Raw genomic sequence first — 23162 nt, forward strand, 5'->3', positions numbered from 1 at the left:
GAGGTTTGTGATGAATGCTGCATTATGGATAAGTAAAACGGGCTTAGATGCTCAACAAACTGATATTGCAACAATTTCAAATAACTTGGCCAATGCCAGTACGATTGGTTACAAAAAAAGCCGTGCGGTATTTGAAGATTTGTTATATCAAAACATCAATCAGCCAGGTGGTAAATCATCGCAAAATACCGAGTTACCAGCAGGTCTTATGTTAGGCGCCGGAACTAAAGTCGTTGCAACTCAAAAAGAATTTTCGCAAGGCAATATGTTAACCACTGAAAATTCTCTTGATATGATGATCGAAGGTTCTGGATTCTTCGAAATTTTGAAACCAGACGGTAATATTGCTTATACCCGTAATGGTCAATTTATGCTGAATGAAGAGGGGCAAATTGTTACCCCTGGCAGTGGCGATATATTGCAGCCTACTATCACTATTCCCGCTGACGCTCAGAGTATTACAGTATCTAGTGAAGGGGAAGTGTCGGTTCGTCTTGGCGGGCAGGCAGAAAATACCGTCGTAGGCCAGATAACAGTCTCTAACTTTATTAATCCGCAGGGACTAGAGCCAATTGGCCAGAATTTATACCTTGAAACCGGGGTTAGTGGCGCGCCAGTACAGGGCACTCCAGGCACAGATGGTCTAGGCTCTGTGCGTCAGGGCGCGCTCGAAACATCGAATGTTAACGTGACCGAAGAGTTGGTTAATTTAATTGAATCACAACGTATTTACGAAATGAACTCTAAAGTTATTTCGGCGGTGGATCAAATGATGAGTTTTGTTACTCAGCAGTTATAGGAACTAATCCGATGAAATTATTATTGTTAGTTTGGATGTTGCCGATCGTTTTACTGGGTGGTTGTAGCAGTACCGCCAATAAACCGATAGCAGATGACCCTTATTACGCGCCAATATTACCCGCACCAGCGGCGAAAAATGTGGTCGTGACGGGTTCGTTATTTAGTATGGCAACCCCTAATAGTTTGTATGCCGATGTTAAAGCGCGCAATATTGGTGACATTATCGAAGTTATTTTGAGTGAAAGTACTCAAGCCAATAAAAAGGCTGCCAATAGTTCGTCTAAAGCGAATAATTTCAGCTTAACACCGCCTACCTTATTTGGCCGTGCCGCAACAATCGCTGGCAACCCGCTTGAAATGGAACTAACTCAAAGTAGCGACTTTACTGGGGCATCTGATGCCGATCAGTCCAATAGCTTGTCTGGCTCGATTTCGGTTAATGTTATTCAGGTATTAACCAATGGTAATTTAATTGTTCGCGGCGAAAAATGGATAACCTTAAACAACGGTGACGAGTTTATTCGTCTTACGGGCATGGTACGTCCACAAGACATTAGCGCCGATAACCAAATCAAATCAATTAAGATTGCCAACGCAAGAATTCAGTATTCTGGCACAGGATCTTTCGCTGATAGTCAACAAATGGGATGGTTGGCACGATTCTTCAATGGTACATGGTGGCCGTTCTAAATCGTCAAAAATTCGTCAGGTGAACCATTATGAAAAACATCAACTTTAATACGTTAATTCCACTGCTGATAGCTATTTTGTTTCTCAGTATTAGTAACGCTAACGCTCAAAGAATCAAAGATTTAGCATCAATACAGGGCGTTCGGTCTAACCAGCTAGTGGGTTATGGTTTAGTGGTAGGTTTACCAGGTACCGGTGAAACAAGTCCGTTCACCGATCAAAGTTTTATCACTATGTTACGTAATTTTGGCATCTCAATGCCTGAAGGCGTTAGCCCTAAAGTAAAAAATGTTGCAGCCGTGGCTATTCATGCCGAGTTGAGAGCTTTCGCCAAGCCTGGGCAAACGATCGATATTACCGTGTCGTCGGTTGGCAGCTCTAAAAGTCTGCGTGGTGGTACGTTATTACGCACCTTTCTTAAAGGCCTCGATGGCAATGTTTATGCAATCGCTCAAGGCAGTTTAATGGTCTCGGGCTTTAGTGCCGAAGGCGCTGATGGCTCAAAGGTTATTCAAAATACGCCAACCGTAGGTCGGATCCCCAATGGCGCGATTGTCGAACGTGAAGTGGCCAGTTCATTTAGTCAAGGCGATCACATTACGTTTAATCTGCATCATTCTGACTTTTCAACCGCCAAACGTTTTGCCCAAGCAATTAACAAGGTTTTGGGTGAAGGTGTCGCCATGCCGCTTGACGCCACCTCTATTAGGGTGAGCGCGCCCAGAGATGTATCGCAGCGGGTATCGTATTTAGCGGTGTTGGAAGAATTTGAGGTTATCCCTGCAACGGCGGCAGCCAAGATTATTGTAAACTCGCGCACTGGAACAATAGTGGTTGGTCAGCAAGTTCGATTAATGCCGGCCGCTATTACCCACGGGTCGTTAACAGTGACCATCGCCGAATCACCGGTCATTTCGCAGCCTAACGCATTAGCGAACGGTGAAACTGTGGTCGCAGGTCAGTCAATTGTTGATGTGACTCAAGACGATTCTCGGATGTTTACCTTTGCGCCTGGTACCACCTTAGATGAACTGGTTCGTGCGGTTAATTTAATCGGTGCTTCACCTTCAGATCTGATGGCGATTTTAGAAGCATTAAAACAAGCCGGTGCACTGCACGGCGAACTTATCGTCATTTAAGGAGATAGAGATGAATACATTAAATAGTTCATTTGCTAGTCCCTTAATGAATGGCGCTGCTGATAACTTTCAAGATATCGCATCGCTGGATAATTTACGTCAAGAAGCCCAGCAAGACGAAAATAAAGCGCTAGAAAAAGTTGCCAAGAAGTTTGAAGGCATTTTTATGCAAATGTTGCTCAAAAGTATGCGCCAAGCAAATGCTGCTTTCGAGGCGGAAGATTCACCATTTAATGGCGCTGGCACTCAGATGTATCGCGATATGCATGATCAACAAATGGCATTGAACTTAAGTGAGGAAGGCAGCTTGGGTTTGGCTGACTTAATTGTGCAGCAACTGGGAACTCAGCAGGGAAATTTTATGCCGGCATCGGCGTTGCGGACGCAGGGGTTAGCCATGAGCAAGTCAGCTACTGAAACTCAAGTAGAGATTAATCCTAGTCAAACGACGGCGTCGAATACCATTGCTAATGACAATGCCGCGCCATCTTCGGCAAGCCCAACGTCGATGACCTTTAGTTCACCGCAAGACTTCGTTGACCAATTGATGCCATATGCCAAAAAAGCGGCAAAATTACTGGGTGGTTCGCCAGGCGTCTTGTTGGCGCAGGCGGCTTTAGAGACTGGATGGGGTCAAAAAGTTGTCGCTAAGGGTAATGGTGATACCAGCTTTAATTTATTTAACATTAAAGCTGACCGAAGTTGGCAGGGTGATAAAGCTAGCGTTAAAACCCTTGAATACCGCGAGGGCATTGCAGTACGCGAGCAGGCTAAATTTAGAAGTTACGAAAATGTCGAACAAAGTTTCAACGATTACGTTGGTTTTATTAAAAATTCAAACCGATATCAAGACGCAATGAAAAATATTGGCAATCCGGCAAGCTATTTGCATTCATTACAGGAGGCCGGTTACGCCACGGACCCAAATTATGCAACTAAGATCCTCGGTGTATTAAATAAAGTCACCGAGCTTGCGCGATAATTTTTAATCTTGTGGTTATCCGTTACTAACATTTTTATTTTCATATTTAGCTATTAAAGGAATGCTGTTATGGGTGTTGATTTATTACAATTGGGCATTAGTGGACTCTCTACCGCCCAACAGCAGTTATCAACCACCGGTCATAATATTGCCAATGTTAATAACGACGGCTATTCACGCCAGCGGGTAATTCAAGAAACGACAACGCCCTTTAATTCAGGTTCTGACTTCCTTGGTACCGGCAGCAAAATTAAAGATGTACAGCGAGTCTTTGACCAATTTAGATACAATGAAGTTGTCTTTAATCAGTCCACCAACAGTGGCGCCCAAACCAGCGCGAGCAAATTGGGGCGACTCGATGAAACCATGTCATTGGTTGGGCCTAATATCACAAATTCACTGAACGATTTATTTGCCGCTGTTAATTCCTTGGTTGATGTGCCCGGTGATGTCGGGTTACGTCAAGTGATGCTCGCCAAAGCCGATACCTTAGCCGTTAGTACCCAATCAATGCAGCGAACGCTTGAAGCAGAATATAGCTCAGTTAATGAAGATATTGAAAGCTCAGTAGAAAGGATGACCGCTATCGCTGAGCAATTGGCCCGGGTTAACCGCGACGTGGTTACCGCATCGGCCGGTGGCGCTACGCCAAATGATTTGCTCGATGAAAGGGATAACTTATTAATAGAGCTTGCTGAATTTACCAAGGTTAGCACGGTGGCAACCCAAGATGGCGCGCTTAATGTTTATATTGCCAATGGTCAAACCTTAGTGACTGGTACATCAAGTTTTTCGGTAACCTCGGTAGCGGGTTCCCCCGATCCAAAACAACTGCAGGTGGTGATCCAATCGCCCTCTAGCGCATTGCAACACATTGATGGCAAAAATATGGGCGGGTCGGTTGGCGCGTTGATATCTTACCGTGATGGCGCATTAACTGAAACCCTCAATAAAGTGGGATTAACCGCGATTGCAATTGCCGATACTTTTAACACCGCGCAATCTCAAGGTGTTGATCTAAACGGTCTTACTGGACAAAATTTATTTGAAGATATTAATGATCCCAATGCTGTAAGGTTACGATCATTGGGTGCTACATCTAACACCGGTACGCTAGCCGGTGGGGTTGAAATTACTAATGTTAATCAATTAAGCGGTGATGATTTTAGGCTTCAATATTCGGGAGGAACTTATACCTTAACGAATTTAAGCAGTGGTCAGTCACAGGCGATGACCTTAGTGGTGGAAACCCCAGCACCGGCGGTAGGCGCTCGTTCATTTGAAGCCACTAGCCCAGACACCGGGTTTATCTTTAAAGAAGCCGGCGGTATTCCACTTGACGGTGATAAATTTGAGCTGCAACCAACGCGTCTTGGCGCCAGTAACCTCGAAGTTAATTTAACATCTGCCGACCAAATTGCCGCCTCGTCAATTGTCGAAATTTATCCGTCGGGTGATAATGTTAATACCGCTAAATTAACCATTAGCAGCGTTGATAATAGCAGTGCTGCCGATTTCCCTACAACTGCTGGTGGTTTATCGCTGCAAGCTTATGAGTCACCTGTTGGCACGTTTAACTTGGCGATGGTTGATAGTAGCGGTACAGCAGTGCCACTGACCGATCTAAGTGGCGCCGCATTAACTAGCTATAGTGGCGGCTCGATAGAATTTCAAGCCGCAGGCATCACCTTTAAGCTCACTGGTGATCCGACTGGCCAAACAGCCAATGCCCCTGAGGTTTATGATATAGATTACGCATTTGGTTCAGGCAACTCTAAAAATATGTTAGCGATGGCGCAGCTCACAGATCAAAAATTAATGAACAATGGCAAGTCCACCATTGCCGATGTCTTTGAAGAAGCCGTGACCAATGTCGGCTCACAAAGCGCAACCGCAAATATAGAAGCGGGTGCGGCACAAACACTTTATGATCAAGCTACTGCAAGAATGTCTAATACTTCAGGGGTTAATCTTGATGAAGAGGCGTCAAATTTATTGCGCTTTCAACAAGCGTACTCAGCAAGTGCGCAAGTGATTTCAACCGCCAATGAAATTTTTCAAACCATACTGCAAGCAGTAAGATAAAGGAGTAGGTCATGCGAATTTCAACCAGTCAATTTTACAGTGTTAATACTCAAAATATTCTTAACCGTCAGTCTGATGTTAATGGTTCGGTGATGAGTATTTCGGAAGGAAAACGCGTGATAACGGCGGGCGATGATTCGGTTGCCGCCAACTCAATTTTAAATATTCGCCAAGAGCAAGCACTAATCAACCAATATCGAACCAACATTAATTATGCGGAAACGCGGATTAACGTTGAAGAAAGCGCGATAGAGTCGGCTGAAAATGTGATGTTTCGGGTAAAAGACCTCATTCTTCAGGGGAATAGTATTGGCAACGATGATGCTGCTCGTGATGCTATTGCAGAAGAGCTCGCAGCACGCTATGACGAATTGTTGTCATTGGCCAATAGCCGAGATGAATCGGGTAGTTATGTTTTTGGTGGTTTTCAAACGACCACGCCACCCTTTGAGCGTCAATCGGACGACAGCATTAATTATGTTGGCGATATTGGTCAACGTGAAACGACCGTTGGACCGGGCGTGCAAGTGGCAACAAGTGACTCGGGACAAAAAGTTTTCATGGATGTACCTAATGCCGTTGGTGATTTTAAACCTACCTACAGCATGGTGGCGGGATCTGGCGCTGCAGTCGACGAGCCCGTCGACCGCGCACGAGTAGCTAGTGCAGTCATTAGCGATCGCAGCACCTACGTTGAAGATGATTACACCATCGACTTTGTGAGAAATACTGCGACTGATGAAATGGAATTAACGGTATTTGATTCAACGCCTACTCAGGTGTTTCCTACGTTGCCAGCTACATCACAAGTCTATGTTGCTGGTGAACCAATTACGTTTAATGGGGTTGAAGTGGTTATCACAGAGCAACCTCAAGACGGTGATAGCATTAGTTTAACGCCCCAAGACAGTGTTGATATTTTTACCACAATTCAGCAAGCGATTGACTGGCTGAAAGAACCGAACGGCGTTGGTATTGATGAGGCGCAGCGCCAGTTAGATATCGGTCATATTATTGGTAATATTGATGCCAGCCAAATAAAACTTGGTAATGTGCGCGCTGAAATAGGGACTAGACTCCAATTAACTGAAAGTCAGAATGAACGACATTTGGATTATGATCTGACATTAGAAACCTCACGTTCGAGCCTTGAAGATTTAGACATGGTTGAGGCAATTTCACAGTTTGAACGGCAAAAACTTGCCTTACAGGCATCGCAAACGGCCTTTTCACAAATTCAAGGAATGAGCTTGTTAAATTACTTGTAACCAAGCGGCAATAATTGTCAATAATTAGGCGGCAAGCACTTTGCCGCTGGCAAACATCCTGACCAAACTTAAAGCCAGTCATAAAATTGACTGGTTTTTTGCCATATAGCGCAAACTTACAATAACTTACCGCACAATAAATGCCTCTGAAACACTAGCTATTGCTAGTTCTAGCAAATATTTACATATTTAAATAAATAAACATCAGTATTGGCACATCCATTGCAACTTGTTAATTAGCTAAGCAGTAACTTTAATAATTATACCGGCTTGTTGGCATCCTACGTTGATGCATCAGCCATCAACGTGGAGGCTATCTAATGGCTCTTACAGTTCAAACAAATGTGGCATCGTTAAACGCGCAGCGTAATTTAGGCCAATCGGGCAGTGCATTAGCCACCTCTATGGAACGCTTGTCTTCAGGTTTACGTATTAATAGCGCTAAAGACGATGCGGCTGGTTTACAAATTTCAAACCGTTTAACCTCTCAAATAACTGGCCTCAATGTCGCTATTCGTAATGGTGGTGATGGTATATCTTTGGCGCAAACAGCTGAAGGGGCATTGCAAGAGTCGACAAATATTCTACAACGAATGCGCGACCTGTCAATTCAAGCAGCTAACGGCTCTAATGCACCAGAAGATCGACGCGCGATTCAAGAAGAAATGACGCAGTTGCAACAAGAGCTCAGCCGTATTTCTGAAACGACCACCTTTGGTGAGCGTAAATTGCTTGATGGCTCGTTTGGCACCGAAAACTTCCAAGTTGGGGCTAAATCGTTCGAAACCATCAATATGTCACTAGCTGCCTTTGGCGCAAAAGATATTGGTTCTTACTCAACTGATATCGCTGGTGATGGCGCAGATGGTTATGGCTCAGTTGGAGCCGCTAATAACGTAAATGGTTCGTTAGAAATTGTTAGCTCACAAGGGATTAATACTGGATTAGGTGGCGCCCTGTCATCAGCGAAAGACTTGGCTGATGACATCAATAGTAGTAGTTCATCAGCTGGTGCCGATGCGAGAACCTCGGTATCGCTTGATCTCACCACTTTCGGTGCTGGTGGTTCTTTATCCTTCGGACTAACAGGCTCAAACGGTACTCCGATTACGGTTTCTGCGGCGGTGACACACCCAAATTTAGATCCCTTGGTCAACGAAATTAATAAAGTCTCTGGTAAAACAGGTGTTACAGCCGAAGTCGTTAACAACGAAGTGGTATTAACCAGTGAGCGTGGTGACGACATTGGATTTTCAGGTTATACCAGCACACTCGATGTCACAATGAACGCGATGGATTATGAAGGTACTGCAAATGGCGATCAGTTCGTTTTAGGAGCTGCGGGGCCGGCAGCCGGGGTAGCCACAGGTGTTGTACGATTATCGTCGCCAATTAACTATACCGTTGAAGGATCTGATGTATCTGTCAGTTCACTTACTGTTAGTGCCGCAGCGCTTGACTCGGTAGATTCTGTAGATGTAAGTACAGCCCTTGGCGCGCAGTTATCGATTGAAGTCATTGACTCGGCATTAGCCTTTATTGACAGCAACCGTGCCATGATGGGTGCGATTCAAAATCGCTTAGAGTCTACTATTTCTAACTTAGCAAATGTCGTCGAAAATAACTCTGCGGCAAGAAGTCGAATTCGTGATACAGATTTTGCGATTGAAACAGCAGTAATGACGCGTAATCAAATATTGCAACAAGCAGGTACCTCTATTTTAGCTCAGGCTAACCAGTTGCCACAGGCAGCGGTTCAATTATTAGGCGGCTAATACCTGCTGTAAAAAAACTACTGCTAGCGCACCAGACAAAAGCTCATCCATAAGGATGGGCTTTTGTCATTTCTGAATACAATATATTATTTTTAGATTCACATCGTTAACCTAAGATATCGTTTTTGATGGTCTCAATAATTAAATTAACGGCTTGTTTAGGAGAGGGGAGATAAGCGATTGCGTTGGATCTTAAACTCGATTTATCGGCTAATGCTTGTTCAAGTACCGGCAATATTCTCGATGGCATGGTGGCTTTTAAGATAAGTGCATGTTCTCCTGTTAGCGGCATTTCTTCTATTTTTGCATACCGTTGCCACCAAGCGACAAGTTCAGGCTCAAATAACAGGTAGACACTGCTATTGATCGCTTGTTTGCTGTTTATATTTAGGTAAACAGCATCAATACAACAGGTTGAAAAGGCACTAACGACGATGTCACAGCCGCATAAACTGTCAATTACATCACCCGTGGTATCTAAATGAGCATTAACGCCAAAAGCTTGTTGGAATAGTTGCCAAGATTGAGTTTTTAAATTAGCTGATTCTTTGGGATGTGGGCGGTAAACGAATGTAAACTGACGATCCCAGCGCTGTAGCTCGTCAACTAACTGGGTTAGAGTTGCAAGATAACCTTCGACTTCTGCAAGGGGCTGTCCATAAAACCCGATTACGGTTGACTGTGCTAACACCAGTTTATCTCGAAAATGTTGTCGGATTTCAGCTGAGTTTATGGATGAATAATCAATATGTTTAATTGAGCCAATCGCAATATTTCTGCTATCGGGGAAACGGGCTTGGTTGCTATCACTTGCCTGTTGATCAAGCGTAAATAGCGTATCAGGTATGATGGCGACACTGGGATTGAAATCACCCCAAAAACTTTGCAAAGCATAATTTGGGATTTTCTGAGAATATGCAAATTCAAGCGCTATTTCATCGATCCCTCTATCTGGCCCTGAGATCCCAGTTAAGACCGCATCTATTTTTTTACGCTCATTAATCGCTTGGAGCTGTGCTATTGCAAGTTGCTCGGTAGTTAAAGAAAAATAACGAATGCCATTTACTTTGACCACGAGCGAGCTTGCGGGCTCTTGCGTTAACACAATTACTTCAAATTGGTGGTTGCAAGCCAGTGCTGGTAATAACTTATTAAAAGATAATACCGTGGCAGGGTCGCGTGCAGTTATTATCAGACTGATGATATCAATCATGGCTGGGTATTAGTGGCAAGCTATTGACCACTGCCTGAGTTAATTGAGTTACTAGCGGTTCGTTGATGACACTTAGCTGATAGAGCTGAATGAATTTGTTCCACTCATCGGGTAAGTTAATGCCATCAAATCCGTGATTTTGTTGAGCAAGAATCACCAATGTTTTGACCGCCAGCGCTTGTAATATCTGGCTAATCAAAGCAGGCTGACGTTGCAGGTTATCGATTATCAGCGGACAAGCCAACTTGGCTAGATAGCGTTCTAAAAATAGCGTCAACAGCTCGGTAAACTTCTGAGGTTGATGCTGGATAAGAATAAAACGTTCAATAATAAATGCGACATCTTGCAGTGGTGAGGCCCATGACGTTAAACAGTCTTCAAAATCGATAATGCAGGGCAATGTTTGCTGGGTAAATAAAATGTTTCCGACATTGAGATCGCCATGAATAACCTGACTCTCTATCTGTAAAATATTAAGCAGCGAGGGTCTGTGCGCTTGCAAGATAAGTTGTGCGGGATGAGGTAACTTATTTAGTTGATCCGGTTGGTCTAATAATAGTTGCCAATGCGCGACTAATTTTTGATGTTTATCGCCACTACGTCTCTGTACCTGCTGTTGCTGTGGATAATGGCGTAGTAGCTGATGGATTTTGGCCGTTACGGTTGCCAAGGCGCTAATATCTGCACTTGAAAAATCACTTAATCTAAACTCTAGTTGTGGGTAAACCAAAATAAAGAAACTGCCTTGTGCTAAATCTAGCACTCGATACTCAATTAGTCGATTAACGATAAAGTTATGCTGTGCGAGATAGCTGACAATGTGATCCGCTGCAATAGTTCTATTACCATGCTCAGGTAATAGTACTTTGACAAAATATGTTTGCGCAGTACTTTGGCAACTATAATAGCCTTGAGGAAAAGTGTGCTCGGTACATAGCCGTTGCCAGTGGCCGTTAAGACCACTATAACGACTGATTGATTTGCGCTGTGGAGCTGTCATCGATAGCCATACTATCTTCGGATCTAGTTGACTAAACGCTGGCATAGTTATCGCGTTCGCTGTCGGATTAATGACTCGAACAGTATTGAGTTCACTCGGCTTAGCCATTAATATCACACCAGTTTATAACGCTTTTGGCTGTAATATCTCGGCTAGTCTTGACCCCTTGCACTTCACTCCAATATTCTGTTGCTATGCCTAAAGCAGGAAAGGCAAAGCTAACATTAGCCAGAGATAAGCATTGACCTTGGGCGATATCAACTTTAGCCACTAAGCCCATTCTAGAATGATATTTTGCTCGATATCTTGGTAATTCACGGTAGCCATTACCCAGCGCCGACGCGATATTATTTATTTTTTCAATTGTTTGAGCAACTTGGTTAATCGGCATCGCATGCGCGCCGTCTTGCTCAGCTGCCATATTATTGGGGCAAACACCTTTTTCTAAAATGATTGCTCCCATTGCCGTAGCGGCAAAGAGCATTTCATCACCATTGTGATGATCTGATAAACCAAAAGGGGTACCAGCGGCTTGTCCCATGGTCTGCATAAAGCGTAAGTTGTGCAGTTTTACATCGTTTGGTGGTGCGGGTGGGCTATGCTCAATCAGTAAATCATAGTTGCCAGCATCACGCGCCCAACTGACTGCACGTAAAACCTCTTCGAGCGTGCTATGTCCGGTATCTAAGATCATTGGTAGCTGCTTTGCTGCAATATATTCAATTAAAGGTTGGTGGGTTATATTCGACGATGCGATTTTAATCGCCATGCAACCGATCTCTTTGGCGAAGTCAGCTCCTTGCTCGTCATATACCGACAAGATTATTGCCATCGATTGTGCACGCGCGTGATCGAATATAAGTCGATAATCGTCAAGCGAAACCACTTTGCGCTCAATTAACGCCCGATAGTTCTCTTTAACCATCGTGTTGTTCGCACTATTGTAATACTTTTCAATGGTATCGCCAGCAAGACAAATATCAGCACTGTGTAAAATTTCACCTTTTAAAACAGAAACCTTAGCCTGTGCCAATTGATTGATTAAATCTAGCGCGAGATTAATATCTTGATTAAAAAAGGTCCCAATGTCAGGTAAAAAAAAGGGGGTGGATAATTGTTGCCAGAAATTAGAGCGACTCATAATTATTATCCTAAATGGTCAAAAAGTTTTGTATTATTTTTAGTCCCAACTGACCTGATTTTTCAGGATGAAATTGGCAACCGAGAATATTGTCTTTGCCAATAATGGCACTAATTGGATATTGATCGAATTGACTAGTCGCCAGTTGATGACTCGGATCATTGACTTGAGCATGGTACGAGTGAACAAAATAAAAGGCATTGTCGGCTGGCACATTCGTTAGTAACTTGCTTTTGCGTTGCAATTCAATCCTGGCCCAGCCAGTATTAGGTATGATTAAGGCCTGCCCAGCGCTATTTACCTGAGGTAATTTAATTACTTGGCCTTTAATGAGGTCTAAACCTGGGGTTAATTCAAACTCAACACTGCTCGACAGTAACATCTGCATGCCCAGACAAACGCCCAAAAATGGTTTATTGAGTGCTGCTTCTTTAATTGCACAGGCCAAACCGTCACGGTGTAACTGCGCCATGGCATCAGGGAATGAGCCTACGCCGGGGAAAACTAGGCGTTCAGCATTCAATATTTGTTCCGCAGTGGTCACAATATTAACAGTCACTCCGATATGCTCAAAAGCGTGTTGAACATTGGCCATGTTGCTGGCACCGTAATCGATAATGCTAACGTGGGCTGGCTTTCTCATCGGTGAAATGCTCCGTTGGGCGCACCGGGAAACCCTGGTGGCGTAACTCTTGATGTATCTCGCCTAGGCTTAAGCGGTCAAAGTGTAAAACATCAGCTAGGGCTATGGCATTGGCTCCTGCATTGATCCCTGCAACTGCATCATTTGTACTGCCAAGACCACCAGAGGTGATAATAGGAATGTTGACTAATTGGCGAACTTGCTTAATTAAATTAAGATCAAAACCTTGACGAGTACCTTCACGATCGATTGATGTCAGCAGTAATTCTCCTGCACCACGCTCAGCGGATTCAACTACCCAGTCTAGAACATTTCGACCTGTTTTTTCACGGCCATTATCGGTATAGACTTGCCAGTGGCCTGGGGTAGTTTCTTTTGCTTCAATCGAAATTACAACGCTTTGGCTACCAAATTTCTTGGCCATTTGATTGATGAGTTCGGGAGTTTTAGTCGCGGCGGTATTAATTGCTATTTTGTCGGCACCAACACGCAGCAATGCTTTGGCATCAGCTATCGAGCGAATACCGCCACCGACCGTAATGGGGATAAAAACTGATTTGACGGCTTCTTTAACGAGCTCGGTTAAAGAATTACGGCCATAAAGTGATGCTACAACGTCCATATATATCAGTTCTTCAGCTCCTTGCTGGTAATAACGTTGAGCAAATTCATTTGGGGCGCCGACTTTTCGTAACCCCTCTAGGTGAATGCCTTTGATTAGATGTTTCCCTTTTATGTCTAATCTTGGTATTAATCTGATCACTGGTGCTTGTCCTGCCATACCGCATCACGAACTTGCCAAGTCTGTTGGTCGAACTGCCACAGATGGGGGGAGCGGAAACTATCCGTTAATTGATCAAAATAACTGCGGTCGATGATCGGCTGCTCAAATTGTTTGCTTGCAAGCGGAAACTCCGACTCTGGTATTGATAAATAGGTAAATATTTCGTCAATAAAACGGTCTGGAAATTCATGATCAAAGCGTTTAACTAAGGCTACACCTTCTTCACGTTCAATATCCAGTGAGCGAATTTCCTGTGCGCTGTCATACGTAGCGCGCCCAATGCCAAACTTAGTCGCGGTGGTGAAATAATGCAGATCATCAATCTTATCGTCAATTGAATTGTATTTACTATAAGTACCCGGGCTACGTTCAGGAGAAACTTCAAACCCTCCATGCTCATGAGTATAGTAGTAGCAGCTTTGTGGATGCCATTTTAGGTAATAACCCAAATATTGAACTTGTACCCCAGCCTTGCGTAAAGTATCTGGGTTCGCTGGCATGTAAGGGTCTAGATCGGCTTTGGTCAAACCAAAATCATCTTTTAAAGATTGAATTGATACACCGCTAATATTGATTTTAGATTGGTCTTCCATCGTAAAATAGTCCCAATCACGCTGGGCTGTTTCATTATCAGCGATGGGATTACCATACTCGGCTTCATTTTCGCCAAAAAAGACTAAAGGAATGTTAAGCATTGCCGCCATTTTAGGCGCAAGCGCTTTTTGACCAATCATGAATGGCTGAAAAGGATGGAATAAATTTTCAACCGCCAAACGGGTTAGTAGTCTATGAACCCGACCGTTGGGTGTCATTAGCATATTATCGAAACCGGCGTGGATCCAGCGCTGAAAATTACGCCAGCCCCAATCGGTATACATATGTGGCGCCCAGGTCACCGTATAAGGATGCATGCCATATTTTTCTTTTAGGATGTGGGCGGCATAAAAGCTGTCTTTGCCACCAGAGCCAGGCAGTAAGCAATCATAAGAACCATCGGTAGAGCGATGCTTGTCACATAGTGCTTTAAGCTCTTGTTCTCTATGTTGCCAATCGATTGTATTGTGCTTGCGTTCTGCCATTGTACAGGCGTCGCAAACTCCTTCAGCGTCAAAGTTTATTGTTTTCTTGAGGCTGTCTTTGGTGTGTTTATATTCGACGACGGAATTAGGACGTTGGTTTGAAATGGTACATTTCTTACAAAAAAGCACCTCGCCAGGCAGGCCATATTTTATCTTGAGATCTTGGTTTGACGGCGAAAAGTCATCGTAGTTTACGGTTTGTGGCTTAGGTATAATATGTGGCATATATTTCACGTTCCTGGATTTAATCTCAGCTATCTTGGCGCTGTAGCGTCTTGTATCTATGCTATTGACGCTACTTCAGTGCTGCTGATAATCGCTAATGCTGGGTCGAAATCTTAGTGGTTAAATTCGATTTTATTAGAGTTATTATACAGTTCAGGAACTTAAGTTCAACTGGGGGCTAAGGGTAATTGAGCTTAACCTAAACATTAATAACTAGGGTGTTATTAATGTTTACTAAGACCCGCCGTTTGTAAGACAGTTAGTTAAATATCGCTGGTCAAAAGTGCCATTTAGCCTGGTAAACATAAGTTTTATTGAGGACATGACAAGGACATTAAAACTGCTTTAAAAATGTATGTGAATAGCTATTTGTTCTTTAAGAATTTAATCACTTTTTAATAGTCTGTTTTTTATAATTTTCCATAAAATTATAAAAAAATTAAAGTTTATTGAAAAGAGGCCGTTACGTTCGATATCAGGAGTACCCCTGAAAATTTAACTATTAGTGACTCAGTAATCAAGGAGATTTCTATGTCTTTATTTGTTCAAACAAACGTTGCCTCATTAAATGGTCAACGTAATTTAGGTAACTCAACGAATGCGTTGTCGACCTCAATGCAACGTTTATCTTCAGGCTTGCGGATTAATAGCGCGAAGGATGACGCGGCAGGTTTACAAATTTCGAATCGTTTAACATCGCAAATAAACGGCTTAGGGGTCGCACAACGAAATGCTCAAGATGGCATCTCAATGGCTGCGACCGCTGAAGGGGCGCTGCAGGAGTCAACTAACATTTTACAGCGGATGCGAGATTTGGCGGTGCAATCTGCCAACGGCTCGAACTCAGACGCTGACCGTACTTCTATTGGCAAAGAGATTAGTGCGCTGCAAACAGAATTAACCCGAATTGCCGAAAAAACATCGTTTGGTGATCAAACGTTGTTAGATGGTAGTTTTTCTAAGGTAGATTTTCAGGTTGGTGCCAAAGCCAATGAAACAATTCAGGTTGATATCGGCTCAATGGATGCAGAGACACTTGCTGTTGACTCCGGCGATATTGGGGTGAGTGTTGCTTCTGCAGCGCAAGATGCTATTAGCAAGATCGATACTGCCATCGCTACGGTTGATGCGCAACGTGCTGATTTAGGTGCGGTTCAAAATAGGTTCGAGCATACTATTTCTAACTTGGCTAATGTTCAGGAAAACGTATCGGCGTCGCGTAGCCGTATTCGTGATACTGACTTTGCGACTGAAACAGCAGCAATGACTCGAAACCAAATACTCCAGCAGGCAGGTACTTCCATCCTTGCTCAGGCTAATCAATTACCACAATCTGCATTAAGCCTATTGGGATAAGTTAAAGCCCATAGTTAGATTATAAGATGTATATAGCGGTAGCCACGTTGCTTTATGTGACTACCGCTTAGTTCCTGCATGATCAAAATATCCTTTTTATTCATTAAAAACTCTTTTCAAATTGACCTTCTAGAAAAATATACGACAGATTATTAATTTAAATCAAAGAGATGAGTTTTTTATGAAATTAATAACGAAATAAATGTAAAGTTTTTTTGATAGAGGCCGTTAAATTAATTATCGGGCGTCATCCCTAGCAAATTTAAGTTTAACTTTAGCGCTAAGCTAATTAGGAGAACAATATGTCTTTATTTGTCCAAACAAACGTTGCTTCATTAAACGGTCAGCGTAATTTGAGCAACTCTACTAATGCATTATCAACTTCTATGCAGCGTTTGTCTTCTGGCTTACGAATCAATAGCGCTAAAGATGATGCTGCAGGCCTGCAAATTTCGAATCGCTTAACTTCGCAAATTAATGGTTTAGGGGTTGCACAACGAAATGCTCAAGATGGTATCTCGATGGCGGCGACCGCTGAAGGGGCGTTGCAAGAGTCAACTAACATTTTACAGCGGATGCGAGACCTAGCTGTACAGTCTGCCAACGGCTCGAACTCAGACGCTGACCGTACCTCTATAGGTAAAGAAATTAGCGCACTACAAACGGAATTGACCCGTATTGCAGACAAAACAGCGTTTGGCGATCGTAAACTATTGCAAGGTAGTTTTTCTGGTGGTGTTCAATTCCAAGTGGGGGCTAAGGCTAACGAGACTATTACAATCTCAATTACTACGATGGATGCGACAACTCTTTCTGTTGCGGCTGCGGATCTTGGTGTGAGTGTTGCTTCTGCTGCGCAAGCCGCTATTGGTCGAATCGATAGTGCAATTGCAAAGGTTGATGCTCAGCGTGCAGATTTAGGTGCGGTTCAAAATCGCTTTGAACACACAATTTCCAACTTGGCTAATGTCCAAGAAAATGTATCAGCGTCACGTAGTCGTATTCGTGATACTGATTTTGCAACTGAAACAGCTGCAATGACTCGAAATCAAATATTACAACAAGCAGGTACTTCAATCTTAGCGCAGGCTAATCAATTGCCACAGTCGGCATTAAGCTTATTAGGTTAACACCCAAAACTAAAACTTAGGAAGTATCAAGGCCGCCACGTTATACGTGGCGGCCTTTTTTGTTCGTGAGCAGTAAGCTTTCTCGTCACTTTAATTTTAATAACAAATTGAATTTATAATAAATTTTGCTAAAAGCATTAAAGTTTTTGAACATGGTGCCGTTAAATTAAGTATCAGGGGAATACCCTAGAAATTTAAACCCAGTGTTAAAAACGTCAGGAGTTGGATTATGTCTTTATTCGTACAAACAAACGTCGCCTCATTAAACGGCCAGCGTAATTTAAGTAATTCAACAAATGCTTTATCTACTTCGATGCAGCGCTTATCTTCTGGTTTACGAATTAATAGCGCCAAAGATGATGCCGCAGGTCTGCAGATTTCTAACCGTTTGACCTCGCAAATAAATGGATTAGGGGTAGCACAACGAAATGCTCAAGATGGTATTTCAATGGCAGCAACGGCAGAAGGTGCGTTACAAGAATCAACTAATATCTTGCAACGAATGCGTGATTTATCGGTGCAAGCGGCTAACGGTTCGAACTCAACAGCTGACCGTACGTCTATTGGTAAAGAAATATCAGCACTGCAAACAGAACTAACTCGAATTGCTGACAAAACATCTTTCGGTGACCGCAAACTATTGCAGGGTAGTTTTAATGCTGGGGTTGAGTTTCAAGTGGGTGCCAAGGCTAATGAAACGATCACGATCACTATCGCATCTATGGATGCATCTAAATTAGGGGTTGAATCTGGCACCTTAGGCGTTTCAACTGCTGCCGATGCTCAAACAGCGATTGCTTTAATCGATACCGCAATTGCCACTGTAGATACTCAGCGTGCCGATTTAGGTGCGGTGCAAAATCGCTTTGAACACACTATATCTAACCTGGCTAATGTTCAAGAAAATGTATCAGCGTCACGTAGCCGTATTCGTGACACCGACTTTGCGACAGAAACTGCTGCGATGACTCGGAACCAGATATTACAACAAGCAGGTACTTCAATTCTGGCGCAGGCGAATCAGTTGCCGCAATCAGCACTGAGCTTGTTAGGCTAATAGCGAGCGTTCTAAATTAAGCGAAATCAATCAGGCTGTCATGTAATATACGTGACAGCTTTTTTCTTTAATTGAGCTAGTTGTAAGAAAATTTAGCGCCTGTAGTTGATGATTCGACCTTCGCCTCACCAGATCCCTTCATTAATCACATTTATTATAATAAAAGACCGTGTTTAGCACTTACTTCTACTTAGTCAGCGCACTCCCTAGCTACTCCTGTAGGCAACAGCGTGTTCGAGCTTATTTCCCCCGCGCACAACAAGCACACCTTTTAAATGCCCGAATTCAACATGCAAGTGGTGATGTCCCAGTTAAATGTGGCCAGCAACTAAAATTGGTACGCTAGTTAGGCTTCAGCATGTCAGAAAATGACTGATATTTAACTGAATGATAATTGCCCCCCGAGCTAATGGGCATAAAGAAAATACACTTGGTATAAAATATTAATAAGAGTGTAATGATAAATACTTGGTCTAGCTTAGCTTAATTACGTAGAGCAGGCGTGTAACGCAGTTTTAAACATTTATCGAATGCTATTTCCTTACAATTTCAGGGGGTAGATAGTTATTGCTTACGGTATTTTAGAACCATGTACTACATTGTGGAGTAAGTTAGGTTAGATTTTGGCTATATTTAGTGGATTTGAGCGAATGGGAGTGGAATTTTATAAATAAAGGGAAAAAAGATTAAAGTTATTGTTTTTGGTGCCGTTAAGTTAATTATCAGGGAAATGTCCCAGCAATTTAAACTTTAGTGTTAAAACGTCAGGAGTTGGATTATGTCTTTATTCGTACAAACAAACGTCGCCTCGTTAAACGGTCAACGTAATTTAAGCAACTCAACTAATTCGTTAGCAACGTCAATGCAACGTTTGTCTTCTGGCTTGCGTATTAACAGCGCTAAAGATGATGCTGCAGGACTACAAATATCCAACCGCTTAACCTCGCAAATAAATGGTCTAGGCGTGGCGCAGCGAAATGCTCAAGACGGTATTTCAATGGCGGCAACAGCAGAAGGCGCGTTACAAGAGTCAACAAATATCTTGCAACGGATGCGTGATTTGTCGGTGCAAGCGGCTAACGGCTCAAATTCAACGGCTGACCGGACCTCGATTGGTAAGGAAATTACTGCGTTGCAAACTGAGTTAACTCGAATAGCTGATAAAACATCGTTTGGTGACCGTAAGCTATTACAGGGTAGCTTTGCTGCTGGGGTTGATTTTCAAGTGGGCGCCAAAGCGAATGAAACGATTCAAATTACGATCACCTCAATGGACGCTTCAACGCTAGGGGTTCATGGAGCGGCACTAGGTGTTGGTACTGCAGCATCGGCTCAGTCGGCAATTGGCCAAATAGATTTAGCTATTGCGGCAGTTGATACTCAGCGTGCCGATTTAGGTGCGGTGCAAAATCGTTTTGAACACACCATTTCTAACTTGGCTAATGTCCAGGAAAATGTATCTGCGTCTCGTAGCCGTATTCGAGATACTGATTTTGCGACAGAGACTGCCGCTATGACTCGTAATCAAATATTACAACAAGCTGGCACTTCAATTTTGGCGCAGGCTAATCAGTTGCCACAGTCAGCATTAAGCTTATTAGGTTAAAGTCCATTTCGACAAATTTTAAGGCCATCATCTTTGATAAGGTGATGGCCTTTTTATTTTAATCATTATAAGTAACGTTACCGTGTCTAATATTGGATGAAAGCCAAGCCTATCGCTAATTTAGAGCCGTTATAAGTATATTAAATACAGGCATCAACAATTTTTTAGCTTATATTTAGTTGGTTTATAAAAAATGTAAAAAAAGATTAAAGTTATCGCTAAATATGCCGTTAAGTTAAGTATCAGGGGATAACCCAACTAATTTTAATATGTTGTGACTAGCAACTCAGGAGACGATTTATGTCATTATTCGTACAAACTAACGTCGCGTCATTAAACGGGCAGCGAAATTTGAGCAACTCAACTAATTCGTTAGCAACGTCGATGCAGCGCTTGTCTTCTGGTTTGCGGATTAACAGTGCAAAAGATGATGCTGCAGGCCTGCAGATATCTAACCGCTTAACTTCACAGATAAATGGTTTAGGTGTGGCACAACGAAATGCTCAAGACGGTATTTCAATGGCGGCAACAGCTGAGGGCGCGTTGCAAGAATCAACTAACATTTTGCAACGGATGCGAGATTTGTCGGTGCAAGCGGCTAACGGCTCGAATTCTTCGGCTGACAGGACCTCGATTGGTAAAGAAATTACTGCGTTGCAAACTGAGTTAACGAGAATCGCCGATAAGACATCTTTTGGTGACCGTAGCTTATTACAAGGTAGCTTTGCTGCTGGTGTCGAATTTCAAGTGGGTGCCAAAGCAAACGAAACAATTACAATTTCTATTGCTAACATGGATGCCTCTACTCTAGGAGTTAAAGCTGGCGATTTAGGGGTAGCATCAGCGGCATCAGCACAAACGGCAATTGGCCTTATTGATACGGCGATTGCAACGGTAGATGCTCAGCGGGCAGATTTAGGTGCGGTCCAAAATCGCTTTGAACACACCATCTCTAACCTAGCAAATGTTCAAGAAAATGTATCTGCGTCTCGTAGCCGTATCCGTGATACCGATTTTGCGACAGAAACAGCGGCGATGACTCGTAACCAAATATTACAACAAGCAGGTACCTCGATTCTTGCTCAGGCAAATCAGTTACCACAGTCAGCATTAAGCTTATTAGGCTAATGATAGAATAATTGACTTTTAACTAACGACATTTTACTACGGTTTAGAAACAACAGTTGTATTAAAGTCAGTTTTTAAACCGTTGCCAGATTTTTTCGCAACGGTTTAATTCGTTTTAAATGTTTAAATATTGTGCGCCATTTGGCATAATAACCATAAGTGGGTTGGTTAATAAAAGGGGAGTGATATGAATATTGATTTATCATTGACTGCATCAGCAATGAATGTAAAGAATACGCCGGAAAATCGAGGTGTCTCGAGCAATGATCAAGTTGACATCACCTCAAAGTTAAATAACTCTGCGGCTGAAAAGCAAGCGAATACTCAAGACTCAACTGCAATTAACATTGTGGCTGAACAAGCTAGTGTTAATAAAATTATCGATAAACCAGCCGTTGAAGCGAAAGAAAAACAGCAAGCAACTCTTCAGCGAGAACAGCTAGAAAACATGGCTCAAAAACTGCAGGAGTTTGTAGGTTCGTTAAACAAAGGCCTTGAATTTAGTGTTGATAAAGATTCTGGGCGCGATGTGATTAAAGTGATTGACCGTGATTCCCAGGAAGTTATTCGCCAATATCCATCGGAAGAAGTTTTAGATTTAATAGCCAATTTGTCCGATGCGGCAGGTAACTTTGTAAACTCGAAGGCGTAATGCTTTTATTGAGGTGATTCATGTCAGGTATTTCATTTACAGGTATTGGTTCAGGTTTACCGGTCAGCGACATTGTGACTGGTTTAGTTGAAGCTGAAAGAACGCCATTCGAAGCGCGCATGGAAGATAAAAAAGCTGACTTAACGACCAGTATTTCTGCCATGGGAGCCTTTAAAAGCGCTTTAGATAAGCTGCAAACCTCGATAGAAGAACTTAGTGATCTCGATAGCTTTAAGCAGAGTACAGCGACAGGCACCGATGAGTTTATTAAGGTGTCTTCTGATTCATCGGCGCAGCTTGGTAAATTTGATATAAAAGTTAATAACTTAGCCCAAGCACATAAATCAGTGACCTCGAGTTTCACTGATACAGAAGCAGTGGGTAGTGGCACATTAACCTTCGCAACAGCGGATGCTAGTTCAAGTTTTGATATTGTTGTAGATCCTACTGATACCTTATCTGATATTCGTAATAAGATTAATGACGCTACTGATAATAGCTCTACTATTGCGACTATAATTACTGAGTCTGATGGCGCTCAGCGGCTAGTGATGAGCTCAAAAGAAACAGGGATTGATAATGCAATAACAGTATCAGCATCGGGAGCTAGTGGGCGTGTTGCTGATTTTACAACGACTAATTTAACCGAACTCACACCAGCTCTTGATGCATCAATAACAGTGGATGGTGCGATCAATCTCACCAGTACTACGAATGAGTTTAAAGATGCTATCCAAGGTGTAACTATCAACGTATTACAGTCACACGATGTTGATGATAAATCGACGTTAGGTATTGAAGAAAATAATACCCTTGTTGAAGAAAGTCTTGAAGCTTATGTGTCAGCATATAACGAATTGAGCAAGCTCGTTACTAAAATGAGCAAAGCTGGCGGCGAGGATGAAGCCTCTGGCGTATTAGCCGGCGATTCGATGCTGCGCAGTGTTACTTCGAAATTACGAAATTTTTTAAGTTCTTCATACGATACAGTTAATGGAGATACTCTAGCATTAACACAGTTAGGTGTTAGCGCAGATAGGTATGGTGTATTGTCGTTTGATAAGACAGAGCTCGCTGACCAACTCAGTGATAATCCGGCGGCTGTCCAGGCCTTTTTTATCGGCAGTGAGACCACTCCCGGTTTTGCGGCATCGATGAATTCATTTATCAAGAACTACACTGAAAGTAGTGGATTAGTAGACAGCAGAGTTGAAGGATACAATAAGCAAATGACTCGCCTAAATGATAGTTCTGAAGCGTTTACATTGAAGATGGATAAATACGAAGCTCGACTATTCGCCCAATATAATGCAATGGATGCAATGGTTGCCAATATGAGCGCAACCGGCAGTTTTGTTATGTCGCAGTTAAATAGCATGCCAGGGGTTGTCTCTAATAACTAAATAAG

The 23162-nt window shown here is 42.8% G+C and carries 20 protein-coding genes; 14 read left to right on the forward strand and 6 right to left on the reverse strand.

What is annotated here, in order from left to right; translation table 11 throughout:
• The first annotated feature begins 10 nt into the window (after positions 1–10).
• The 7 genes from flgG to HRU23_10945 all read left to right on the forward strand — a co-directional run bounded on the left by flgG (position 11) and on the right by HRU23_10945 (position 8740).
• A complete protein-coding gene (gene flgG, locus HRU23_10915) occupies positions 11–799 on the forward strand; it encodes a flagellar basal-body rod protein FlgG (GenBank protein NRA54643.1) in 789 nt (262 codons plus the stop codon).
• Positions 800–810: 11 nt separating this feature from the next.
• Entirely contained in the window at positions 811–1491 is a 681-nt protein-coding gene (flgH, locus tag HRU23_10920) for a flagellar basal body L-ring protein FlgH (protein NRA54644.1), read from the forward strand.
• 29 nt (positions 1492–1520) lie between these two features.
• Positions 1521–2630, forward strand: a complete 1110-nt coding sequence (locus HRU23_10925) for a flagellar basal body P-ring protein FlgI (GenBank protein ID NRA54645.1) — start codon at positions 1521–1523, stop codon at positions 2628–2630.
• A 46-nt stretch (positions 2631–2676) separates the two neighbouring features.
• The gene (flgJ, locus tag HRU23_10930) at positions 2677–3612 is read left to right on the forward strand and encodes a flagellar assembly peptidoglycan hydrolase FlgJ (GenBank protein NRA54646.1); all 936 of its coding nucleotides are present in this window, start codon (positions 2677–2679) and stop codon (positions 3610–3612) included.
• A gap of 69 nt (positions 3613–3681) precedes the next feature.
• A complete protein-coding gene (flgK, locus tag HRU23_10935) occupies positions 3682–5697 on the forward strand; it encodes a flagellar hook-associated protein FlgK (GenBank protein NRA54647.1) in 2016 nt (671 codons plus the stop codon).
• 11 nt (positions 5698–5708) lie between these two features.
• A complete protein-coding gene (gene flgL, locus HRU23_10940) occupies positions 5709–6965 on the forward strand; it encodes a flagellar hook-associated protein FlgL (GenBank protein NRA54648.1) in 1257 nt (418 codons plus the stop codon).
• Positions 6966–7285: 320 nt separating this feature from the next.
• The gene (locus tag HRU23_10945) at positions 7286–8740 is read left to right on the forward strand and encodes a flagellin (protein ID NRA54649.1); all 1455 of its coding nucleotides are present in this window, start codon (positions 7286–7288) and stop codon (positions 8738–8740) included.
• Positions 8741–8846: 106 nt separating this feature from the next.
• Here the strand turns inward: HRU23_10945 and HRU23_10950 are convergent, their stop codons facing one another.
• The 6 genes from HRU23_10950 to HRU23_10975 are packed head-to-tail and all read right to left on the reverse strand — an operon-like array spanning position 8847 to position 14825.
• Positions 8847–9953 (reverse strand): hypothetical protein, encoded by a 1107-nt coding sequence (locus HRU23_10950; GenBank protein ID NRA54650.1) that lies wholly within the window; start codon positions 9951–9953, stop codon positions 8847–8849.
• On the reverse strand, positions 9946–11061 hold the full coding sequence (locus tag HRU23_10955) for an aminoglycoside phosphotransferase family protein (protein NRA54651.1): 1116 nt from the start codon (positions 11059–11061) through the stop codon (positions 9946–9948). The genes HRU23_10950 and HRU23_10955 overlap by 8 nt, the downstream gene beginning before the upstream one ends.
• Positions 11054–12094: an N-acetylneuraminate synthase family protein gene (locus HRU23_10960; GenBank protein NRA54652.1), complete on the reverse strand. Its 1041-nt coding sequence runs from the start codon at positions 12092–12094 to the stop codon at positions 11054–11056. Before HRU23_10960 ends, HRU23_10955 begins: the two co-directional genes overlap by 8 nt.
• A gap of 10 nt (positions 12095–12104) precedes the next feature.
• Positions 12105–12737 carry an imidazole glycerol phosphate synthase subunit HisH gene (gene hisH, locus HRU23_10965; protein NRA54653.1) on the reverse strand — a complete coding sequence of 211 codons (633 nt, stop codon included), beginning with the start codon at positions 12735–12737 and terminating at the stop codon, positions 12105–12107.
• A complete protein-coding gene (gene hisF, locus HRU23_10970) occupies positions 12715–13518 on the reverse strand; it encodes an imidazole glycerol phosphate synthase subunit HisF (GenBank protein NRA54654.1) in 804 nt (267 codons plus the stop codon). Before hisF ends, hisH begins: the two co-directional genes overlap by 23 nt.
• On the reverse strand, positions 13497–14825 hold the full coding sequence (locus tag HRU23_10975; GenBank protein ID NRA54655.1) for an N-acetyl sugar amidotransferase: 1329 nt from the start codon (positions 14823–14825) through the stop codon (positions 13497–13499). Before HRU23_10975 ends, hisF begins: the two co-directional genes overlap by 22 nt.
• 531 nt (positions 14826–15356) lie before the next feature.
• Here HRU23_10975 and HRU23_10980 point away from each other — a divergent pair.
• The 7 genes from HRU23_10980 to fliD all read left to right on the forward strand — a co-directional run bounded on the left by HRU23_10980 (position 15357) and on the right by fliD (position 23157).
• Complete coding sequence (locus tag HRU23_10980) at positions 15357–16181, forward strand: flagellin FliC (protein ID NRA54656.1); 825 nt, start codon at positions 15357–15359, stop codon at positions 16179–16181.
• Positions 16182–16483: 302 nt separating this feature from the next.
• A complete protein-coding gene (locus HRU23_10985; protein NRA54657.1) occupies positions 16484–17311 on the forward strand; it encodes a flagellin FliC in 828 nt (275 codons plus the stop codon).
• A 229-nt stretch (positions 17312–17540) separates the two neighbouring features.
• Positions 17541–18368 carry a flagellin FliC gene (locus HRU23_10990; GenBank protein ID NRA54658.1) on the forward strand — a complete coding sequence of 276 codons (828 nt, stop codon included), beginning with the start codon at positions 17541–17543 and terminating at the stop codon, positions 18366–18368.
• Between the two features lie 778 nt (positions 18369–19146).
• Positions 19147–19974: a flagellin FliC gene (locus tag HRU23_10995; protein ID NRA54659.1), complete on the forward strand. Its 828-nt coding sequence runs from the start codon at positions 19147–19149 to the stop codon at positions 19972–19974.
• Positions 19975–20274: 300 nt separating this feature from the next.
• Complete coding sequence (locus HRU23_11000; protein ID NRA54660.1) at positions 20275–21102, forward strand: flagellin FliC; 828 nt, start codon at positions 20275–20277, stop codon at positions 21100–21102.
• Between the two features lie 220 nt (positions 21103–21322).
• A complete protein-coding gene (locus HRU23_11005) occupies positions 21323–21754 on the forward strand; it encodes a flagellar protein FlaG (GenBank protein NRA54661.1) in 432 nt (143 codons plus the stop codon).
• A 20-nt stretch (positions 21755–21774) separates the two neighbouring features.
• Positions 21775–23157 (forward strand): flagellar filament capping protein FliD, encoded by a 1383-nt coding sequence (gene fliD, locus HRU23_11010; protein ID NRA54662.1) that lies wholly within the window; start codon positions 21775–21777, stop codon positions 23155–23157.
• The last annotated feature ends 5 nt before the right edge of the window (positions 23158–23162 follow it).

Source organism: Gammaproteobacteria bacterium, from assembly GCA_013214945.1.
Classification (GTDB): domain Bacteria; phylum Pseudomonadota; class Gammaproteobacteria; order Enterobacterales; family Psychrobiaceae; genus Psychrobium.

What these genes read in the sequence shown, in the direction of transcription:
- flgG (NRA54643.1), top strand. Translation starts at nt 11, where the DNA reads ATGAATGCTGCATTATGGATAAGTAAAACGGGCTTAGATGCTCAACAA.
- HRU23_10990 (NRA54658.1), top strand. Translation starts at nt 17,541, where the DNA reads ATGTCTTTATTCGTACAAACAAACGTCGCCTCATTAAACGGCCAGCGT.
- HRU23_10955 (NRA54651.1), bottom strand. Translation starts at nt 11,061, where the DNA reads ATGGCTAAGCCGAGTGAACTCAATACTGTTCGAGTCATTAATCCGACA.
- HRU23_10980 (NRA54656.1), top strand. Translation starts at nt 15,357, where the DNA reads ATGTCTTTATTTGTTCAAACAAACGTTGCCTCATTAAATGGTCAACGT.
- hisH (NRA54653.1), bottom strand. Translation starts at nt 12,737, where the DNA reads ATGAGAAAGCCAGCCCACGTTAGCATTATCGATTACGGTGCCAGCAAC.
- HRU23_11000 (NRA54660.1), top strand. Translation starts at nt 20,275, where the DNA reads ATGTCATTATTCGTACAAACTAACGTCGCGTCATTAAACGGGCAGCGA.
- HRU23_11005 (NRA54661.1), top strand. Translation starts at nt 21,323, where the DNA reads ATGAATGTAAAGAATACGCCGGAAAATCGAGGTGTCTCGAGCAATGAT.
- flgJ (NRA54646.1), top strand. Translation starts at nt 2,677, where the DNA reads ATGAATGGCGCTGCTGATAACTTTCAAGATATCGCATCGCTGGATAAT.
- HRU23_10960 (NRA54652.1), bottom strand. Translation starts at nt 12,094, where the DNA reads ATGAGTCGCTCTAATTTCTGGCAACAATTATCCACCCCCTTTTTTTTA.
- fliD (NRA54662.1), top strand. Translation starts at nt 21,775, where the DNA reads ATGTCAGGTATTTCATTTACAGGTATTGGTTCAGGTTTACCGGTCAGC.
- HRU23_10975 (NRA54655.1), bottom strand. Translation starts at nt 14,825, where the DNA reads ATGCCACATATTATACCTAAGCCACAAACCGTAAACTACGATGACTTT.
- flgH (NRA54644.1), top strand. Translation starts at nt 811, where the DNA reads ATGAAATTATTATTGTTAGTTTGGATGTTGCCGATCGTTTTACTGGGT.
- flgL (NRA54648.1), top strand. Translation starts at nt 5,709, where the DNA reads ATGCGAATTTCAACCAGTCAATTTTACAGTGTTAATACTCAAAATATT.
- HRU23_10985 (NRA54657.1), top strand. Translation starts at nt 16,484, where the DNA reads ATGTCTTTATTTGTCCAAACAAACGTTGCTTCATTAAACGGTCAGCGT.
- flgK (NRA54647.1), top strand. Translation starts at nt 3,682, where the DNA reads ATGGGTGTTGATTTATTACAATTGGGCATTAGTGGACTCTCTACCGCC.
- HRU23_10945 (NRA54649.1), top strand. Translation starts at nt 7,286, where the DNA reads ATGGCTCTTACAGTTCAAACAAATGTGGCATCGTTAAACGCGCAGCGT.
- HRU23_10995 (NRA54659.1), top strand. Translation starts at nt 19,147, where the DNA reads ATGTCTTTATTCGTACAAACAAACGTCGCCTCGTTAAACGGTCAACGT.
- HRU23_10950 (NRA54650.1), bottom strand. Translation starts at nt 9,953, where the DNA reads ATGATTGATATCATCAGTCTGATAATAACTGCACGCGACCCTGCCACG.
- HRU23_10925 (NRA54645.1), top strand. Translation starts at nt 1,521, where the DNA reads ATGAAAAACATCAACTTTAATACGTTAATTCCACTGCTGATAGCTATT.
- hisF (NRA54654.1), bottom strand. Translation starts at nt 13,518, where the DNA reads ATGGCAGGACAAGCACCAGTGATCAGATTAATACCAAGATTAGACATA.